7 protein-coding genes are annotated in these 6,423 nt (G+C 75.2%); 2 read left to right on the top strand and 5 right to left on the bottom strand.

Annotated features, from left to right (window positions below; all coding sequences use genetic code 11):
• Positions 1-202: 202 nt before the first annotated feature.
• Both trxA and Q4C85_RS08920 read left to right on the top strand, forming a co-directional pair.
• Entirely contained in the window at positions 203-568 is a 366-nt protein-coding gene (trxA, locus tag Q4C85_RS08925) for a thioredoxin (RefSeq protein WP_303141411.1), read from the top strand.
• A gap of 110 nt (positions 569-678) precedes the next feature.
• Positions 679-1,170 carry a Dps family protein gene (locus Q4C85_RS08920; RefSeq protein WP_303141410.1) on the top strand — a complete coding sequence of 164 codons (492 nt, stop codon included), beginning with the start codon at positions 679-681 and terminating at the stop codon, positions 1,168-1,170.
• A gap of 134 nt (positions 1,171-1,304) precedes the next feature.
• Here Q4C85_RS08920 and Q4C85_RS08915 read toward each other — a convergent pair whose 3' ends face one another.
• The 5 genes from Q4C85_RS08915 to hemC form a co-directional block, all read right to left on the bottom strand.
• A complete protein-coding gene (locus Q4C85_RS08915; protein ID WP_303141409.1) occupies positions 1,305-1,550 on the bottom strand; it encodes a PspC domain-containing protein in 246 nt (81 codons plus the stop codon).
• Between the two features lie 99 nt (positions 1,551-1,649).
• Positions 1,650-3,074 carry a glutamate-1-semialdehyde 2,1-aminomutase gene (locus tag Q4C85_RS08910; protein WP_303141407.1) on the bottom strand — a complete coding sequence of 475 codons (1,425 nt, stop codon included), beginning with the start codon at positions 3,072-3,074 and terminating at the stop codon, positions 1,650-1,652.
• Between the two features lie 209 nt (positions 3,075-3,283).
• Positions 3,284-4,429, bottom strand: coding sequence for a porphobilinogen synthase (gene hemB, locus Q4C85_RS08905; RefSeq protein ID WP_303141405.1), 1,146 nt, complete (start codon positions 4,427-4,429; stop codon positions 3,284-3,286).
• Positions 4,426-5,268, bottom strand: coding sequence for a uroporphyrinogen-III synthase (locus tag Q4C85_RS08900; RefSeq protein ID WP_303141404.1), 843 nt, complete (start codon positions 5,266-5,268; stop codon positions 4,426-4,428). Before Q4C85_RS08900 ends, hemB begins: the two co-directional genes overlap by 4 nt.
• Positions 5,265-6,386, bottom strand: coding sequence for a hydroxymethylbilane synthase (gene hemC / locus Q4C85_RS08895; RefSeq protein ID WP_303141403.1), 1,122 nt, complete (start codon positions 6,384-6,386; stop codon positions 5,265-5,267). Before hemC ends, Q4C85_RS08900 begins: the two co-directional genes overlap by 4 nt.
• Between the last annotated feature and the right edge of the window lie 37 nt (positions 6,387-6,423).

Genomic DNA, 6,423 nt, shown 5'->3' with positions numbered 1-6,423 from the left:
CACCCATTCAGCTCCCCCTCCACCCGAGATCGGGACATATGGCACCGCGAGATCGCCGCATCTGGCACGTGCCGGGTGCCCCGCACCCAGGCAGCCGGGCCTCTGCCCGCCCCTGCGCCGATGAGCCGGCGCCAGTGGAATAGGTACCCTCGCCAGGCTGTTGCCTGGACGATCGGATCACCGTCTGAAAGGGACGTAGCAGATGGCCACCACGAACATCACCGGCGAGCAGTTCAACGAGACAGTGCGCGGCGAGGGCATCACCATCGTCGACTTCTGGGCCTCCTGGTGCGGGCCGTGCGTGCGCTTCGCGCCCGTGTTCGACAAGGCCTCCGAGGCCAACCCGGACATCACCTTCGCCAAGGTCAACACCGAGGAGGAGCAGGGGCTCGCCTCGGCCCTGGGGATCTCCTCCATCCCGACCCTCATGGTCTTCCGCGACGACGTCCTGGTCTACCGGGAGGCCGGCGCGCTGCCGGCCAAGGCCCTGGACTCCCTCATCGAGCAGGTCCGCGGCCTGGACATGGCCGAGATCAAGGCGCAGATCGACAAGGAGGCCCACTCCTGAGGCCCCGGGCCACGGCCCGGCTCCGCCCGTCGGCGGAGGGCCGCGGTGGGTGCGACGCACCCGGCTATAGGGGTAGATATTGAGTGGGTCCCGATCGTAAACTGGGGTCCATGAGCATCAAGGCTGTCAAGAACCCTGCCGTCATCCCCTCCTTCACCGCCTCCGAGACCCTTGCCGCCGACCTCCAGCGCGCGCTGGTCGACATCACCGCCCTGAGCCTGGTCGGCAAGCAGATCCACTGGAACGTCGTGGGTCCCAACTTCCGCGACCTCCACCTCAACCTCGACGAGGTCGTTGTCATCGCCCGTGAGGGCTCCGACACCCTGGCCGAGCGCATGCGCGCCATCAACGTCTTCCCCGACGGGCGCCCCGGCACCGTCGCGGCGCAGACAAGCGTGCCGGTGGCCCCCGAGGGCGCCGTCATCACCTCCGACGCCGTGGACTACATCGTCGCCGCGATCAACGCGGTGGTCACGACCCTGCGGGAGATCCACGACGCGGTCGACGAGGCCGACCCCTCGTCCTCGGGGATCCTGGAGGACTTCACCCAGCGCCTCGAGCAGCAGAGCTGGTTCCTGTCCGCCCAGAACTACAGCGCCTGAGCGGAAGGCACCTGACACGCGGCCCGCGCGGCTACCCGCGCGGGCTGGTGCATATGTGGCGCCCGGGGGTCGACAGGCGTCGTTCCCCCGGGCCGCAGGTTCGGGCCGGCACGGGGCGGCTCCGTGCCGGCGTCTTAGCGGCCGTCGGCGTCGGGCATGATGATCCAGCCCACGACATAGGCCACCCACATGGGGCCGGGCAGCAGGGCAAGACCGAGGCAGGCCAGGCGCACGAGGGTGAGGCTGACACCCCACTCCTGGGCCAGGCCGCCGCACACCCCGGCGATGAGGCGACGGCGCGAGCGGCGCGGCAGGCCGGCACGCCACGACTCGGTGCGGTTGGAGGCGGAGGACGGCGGGTACTGGTACTGCGTGCTCATGGCATGAGCATGCCGGACTCGCCGGTGACCCGGTATCCGGGCTTCCCCTGAACCTCCCCTGAACCGGTGCGGCTCGCCCGGACGCACCGGCGGGAGCCGTCATGCCGGGGGCGCGGCCTGCGCCGCCGCCCGGGCCGCTGCCCCGGCGGCCCGGGCGATGAGCTCGACCTCGTCCTCGCCGTGCGCGGCCGAGACGAACCATGCCTCGAAGACGCTGGGCGGCAGCGCGACGCCCGCCTCGCGGAAGGCGTGGAAGAACGGTGCGAAGCGCCAGGTCTCCTGGGCCTGGGCGTCCTCGTAGCTGTGCACCCCCCGCTCGGCGGCCCGCTCACCGAAGAACACCGAGAACAGGGAGCCCGCATGCTGCACCCGGTGGGGCACGCCCTGAGCCTCCAGCGCCTCGTCAACGAGTTGAGAGATCTGCCCGGCGCGCCGCACCACGGTCGCGTAGACCGCCTCGTCGGCCAGGGTCAGGGTGGCCAGCCCCGCCGCGGTGGCCAGGGGGCTGCCCGACAGGGTGCCCGCCTGGTAGACCGGCCCCAGGGGCGCCAGCAGCTCCATGAGCTCGGCGCGCCCCCCGAGGGCCGCCAGGGGAGCGCCCCCGCCGACGACCTTGCCGAAGGTGAGCAGGTCGGGCACCCAGGCGGCGCGCTCCCTCCACGCGGTGCCGGGCCAGGTGGGCCGGGCGCCGGCGCCCTCCTGCGTGCGGTCCCACCCGTCGAGGGCCTCCAGCCCCCAGAACCCCGCCGGGCCGACCCGGAAACCGGTGAGCACCTCATCGGTGATCATGAGGGCGCCGTGCGCGGCGGTCACCCGGCGGATCGCCTCGTTGAAGCCGGGGGCCGGCGGCACGACCCCCATGTTGGCCGGCGCGGCCTCGGTGATGACGGCGGCGATCCGCTCCCCGTGCGCCGAGAAGCAGGCCTCAAGGGCCTCGACGTTGTTGTAGGGCAGGACGATCGTCAGGCCGGCCACGGCGGCGGGCACGCCCGCCGAGCCGGGCAGGCCGCCAGTGGCCAGTCCCGAGCCGGCCTCGGCGAGCAGGCCGTCGCTGTGGCCGTGGTAGCAGCCGGAGAACTTGACGACGAGATCGCGCCCGGTGGCCCCCCGGGCCAGGCGCACGGCGGTCATCGTCGCCTCGGTGCCGGTGGACACGAAACGCAGCTGCTCGGCGGCGGGCACGCGGGAGCGCACCGCCTGGGCCAGCGCGGTCTCGGCCGCCGTGGGGGCGCCGAAGGACAGCCCCCTCCCAGCGGCCTGGCGCACGGCCTCGACCACTTCGGGGTGGGCGTGGCCGAGCAGCGCCGGGCCCCAGGACCCGACGAGGTCGACGTAATCGCGGCCCTCGGCATCACGCAGCCGTGCGCCGCCAGCGGACTCGATGAAGGCGGGCACCCCGCCGACCGACCCGAAGGCACGCACCGGGGAGTCCACGCCCCCGGGAATGACGGCGCGCGCCGCCTCGAAGAGCGCGGCGTTGGTCGCGGGGCCGGCGCGGTGCGCGGGGGAGGTTGTCGGTGTCATGGTGGCTCTCCTGGATGGTCGTCCTCGTGGCCAGCCTACGGGGCCGGGCGGGTGTCTCTGGGACGCGAACCGACTCCTCCGCGGGCCCGGCAGGGCGGGAGCCTTCCTGTGGGTGCCCGGGAGTGTGTGTTGCACATGATTGAGCCCCGGATCTGGGGCGGATCCGCAGAATTTCAGCGTTTAATGATCGTTTTGTCGCACCAGGCGCCTCAGCGCAGGCTGCCACGGCTCTCGGCGATCTCGCGCGCCCAGTAGGTCAGGACCGTGCTCGCCCCAGCGCGCACGATGCCCAGGACCGACTCGGCGATGACCCGCTCCCGGTCGATCCAGCCGCGTGCGGCGGCGGCCTCCACCATCGCGTACTCCCCGGAGACCTGGTAGGCGGCCACCGGCACCGGGCTGGCGGCGGCCACGTCCGCGATGACGTCGAGGTAGGGCCCGGCCGGTTTGACCATGACGATGTCGGCCCCCTCGGCGATGTCGAGCAGCGCCTCGCGCAGGCCCTCACGCCGGTTGGCCGGGTCCTGCTGGTAGGTGGACCGATCGCCGACGAGGGTCGAGCGCACCGCCTCCCGGAAGGGGCCGAAGTAGGCCGAGGCGTACTTGGCCGAGTAGGCCAGGATCGCGACGTCCTCGTGGCTGGTGGCATCCAGGGCCGCCCGGATCGCCGCGACCTGCCCGTCCATCATCCCCGAGGGTGAGACCATGTGGGCCCCGGCCTCCGCCTGCGACACCGCCATCGCCTGGTAGAGGGCCACGGTGGCGTCATTGTCGACCTCGCCGGCGCGCGGGCCCTCACCCCGCAGGACGCCGCAGTGGCCGTGGCTCGTGAACTCATCGAGGCAGGTGTCGGCGCACACGACGAGGGCGTCGCCCACCTCGGCTCGTACCGCCGCCAGCCCCCGGTTGAGGATCCCTGCCTCATCCCAGGCGCCCGAACCCACCGCGTCGCGGTGCTCGGGCACCCCGAACAGGACGATCCCCCCGACCCCCGCCTCGGCGCAGGCCGCTGCCTCCCGCCGCAGGGAGTCCAGGGTGTGCTGAACGACCCCGGGCATCGCCTCCACCGGGGCGGGCGACTCGATGCCCTCGCGCACGAAGACCGGCTGGGCGAGCTGGGCGGGCGCCAGTCGGGTCTGGGCGACCAGGCCGCGCAGCGCCGCCGTGGTGCGCAGCCGCCGGGGACGCGCGACGGGGGGTGCGGGGGTCGGGATGCCGCGCGCGGCCAGAAACCCGGCCGCGGGAGAGGCGGTGGGGGGCTCGGCCGCGGGGGAGCGGTGCGCCGGCCGAGCGGCGTGGTCGGCGGCGGCTCCCGCAGCGGTGGGCGCCTGGCTCAGGTCGTGAGCATTGGTCATGGGGTCTCCTGTCCTCCACAGTGGTTCAGCGCGGACACGACGGCCTCGCGCACCTGCGCGGGCAGCGGCGCCGCGGCCACTGCGTGCGGGCTCAGGCCGAGCCGGCGCGCCCGGGCGGCCGTCGAGGGGCCCAGGGCCACGACGCGTGTGCCCGGTGGGGGCGGTCCGAGCAGCTCGATCAGCGCCTGCGCGCTCGAGCCCGCGGTCAGGACGACGGCGTCGAACCGGCCGCCGCGCCATGCCCGGCGCAGCCCGGCGCTCACCTGCGCGGGATCGGCGGTGGCCGTCGTGTAGACGGGCAGGACCTCGACCCTCCAGCCCCGTTCGCGCAGGCCCCGGGCCAAGCGGTCCGGGGCGATGGCCGAGCACGGCAGGACCACCCTCCCGCGCCCCCGCGGCGCCGACAGGGCGGGCTCGGACAGGAGGGCTGCGGCGCTGCCGGCCGCGACAAGGTCGGGGCTCCGGCCGGTCAGCTCCCGCAAGGCCTCGGCGGTGGCCGGCCCGACGGCGGCCACCGGCATGGCGGCGGGCAGGTCGCCGGGGTCGAGCGCCTCGAGGGCGCGGGCGCTGGTGAGCACGAGCCAGGTGTCCTCGCCGTCCTCGCCCGCGCTGTCGCTGTCGGTGTCGGGGTGGCGCCCGGTGCTGTCCAGCGCCGCGGACAGGGCCGCCCGGGCGCCGGGCACGGGCACAGTCACGGCCAGTTCGGCGGTGAACACCTCGGCGCCGGCCTGCCGCAGCGCCCCGGCGAGCCCGTCACGCCGCCGGGTCCGGGGCAGGAGCACGCACCGTCCGGCCAGGGGGCTCGGCGAGTCCTCCGGGCTCTGGGCGCCGGGGCTCATCGGCGGCTCCTGCCGGGCCAGCCCGCACCGAGGTCGGCCAGCTCGGAGGCCCCGGCCGCGACGAGCTCGTCGGCCACCGCCTCCCCGAGCACCTGGGCAGCGCCGGGCAGCTGGTCGCCCGCGGCGAGATCCAGGGGGGCGTGGCCACTGCGGCGTACGAGGGCCGAGCCGTCCACCGCGGCAATGACCGCCTCGAGCCGCAGGCTCCTGCCCTCGACCGTCGCCAGCGCCCCCACCGGCGCGGCACAGCCCGCCTGGAGGCGGTGCAGGACGGCGCGCTCGGCGGTCACGGCCGTCCGCGTCGCGGCATCGTCGAGCGCGGCCAGCAGCGCGGCCACGTCGGGGTCGGTCTCGACCAGCTCGGTGCGCACCTCGACCGCCAGAGCCCCCTGACCCGGCGCCGGCACCATGACCGGGCCACCCGGCCCGCGCGGGACGGCCGGTCCGGCCTCCGGGTCCTGTGCCGGCGCCGCCCACGGGCCGTCCACGGCGGGCAGCACCTGGCTGACATGGTCCTCCAGGTCCAGCCGCCGCAGCCCGGCCAGCGCCAGGACGACCGCGTCGAGGTCGGCCTCGCGGGCCCCCATCGGGCCGTCGGGGCGGGCGCTCGCCCCGGTGACGCGTGCCAGGCGGGTGGGGACATTGCCCCGGATCTCGACGATCCGCAGGTCCGGGCGCGCGGCGAGCAGCTGGGCGGCGCGCCGCGGGGACCCCGTGCCCACACGCGCCCCTGGCGGCAGGTCGGCCACCGTCAGGCCCTCCGCCGCGCCCCCGGTGGCGCACAGCGCGTCACGGGGGTCCTGCCGCGTCGGCACCGCCACGAGGGTCAGCCCGGGGGCCGGCACCACCGGCAGGTCCTTGAGGGAGTGGACGGCCAGGTCGCACCGCCCCTGGAGCAGTGCCGTGCGCAGCGCCGCGGTGAAGACCCCCGCCCCGCCCAGGCGGGCCAGGGCGGTGGGGTCGACGTCGCCCTGGGTGCGCACGAGGGACCGGGAGACCTGGAGGTCGGCCCCGGCGCGCTCGGCGACTGCGGCCAAGGCCTGGGCGACATGCCCGGACTGCGCCCGGGCCAGGGTGGATCCGCGGGTTCCCAGGCGGAGTGTGCGGGTAACGGCCATGGTGCCCTCCGTTCTCGTGCCGCGAGCGGGTCGCGGG

The organism is Actinomyces sp. (assembly GCF_030524025.1).
Classification (GTDB): Bacteria; Actinomycetota; Actinomycetes; order Actinomycetales; family Actinomycetaceae; genus Actinomyces.
Note: the sequence above shows the minus strand (reverse complement) of the source record. Positions and strands in the feature narration are given on the sequence as shown.

Excerpts from the sequence above, each read along its gene's own strand:
- hemB (WP_303141405.1), bottom strand. The coding sequence starts at position 4,429 with ATGACCAATGCTCACGACCTGAGCCAGGCGCCCACCGCTGCGGGAGCC.
- trxA (WP_303141411.1), top strand. The coding sequence starts at position 203 with ATGGCCACCACGAACATCACCGGCGAGCAGTTCAACGAGACAGTGCGC.
- Q4C85_RS08900 (WP_303141404.1), bottom strand. The coding sequence starts at position 5,268 with ATGAGCCCCGGCGCCCAGAGCCCGGAGGACTCGCCGAGCCCCCTGGCC.
- hemC (WP_303141403.1), bottom strand. The coding sequence starts at position 6,386 with ATGGCCGTTACCCGCACACTCCGCCTGGGAACCCGCGGATCCACCCTG.
- Q4C85_RS08910 (WP_303141407.1), bottom strand. The coding sequence starts at position 3,074 with ATGACACCGACAACCTCCCCCGCGCACCGCGCCGGCCCCGCGACCAAC.
- Q4C85_RS08920 (WP_303141410.1), top strand. The coding sequence starts at position 679 with ATGAGCATCAAGGCTGTCAAGAACCCTGCCGTCATCCCCTCCTTCACC.
- Q4C85_RS08915 (WP_303141409.1), bottom strand. The coding sequence starts at position 1,550 with ATGAGCACGCAGTACCAGTACCCGCCGTCCTCCGCCTCCAACCGCACC.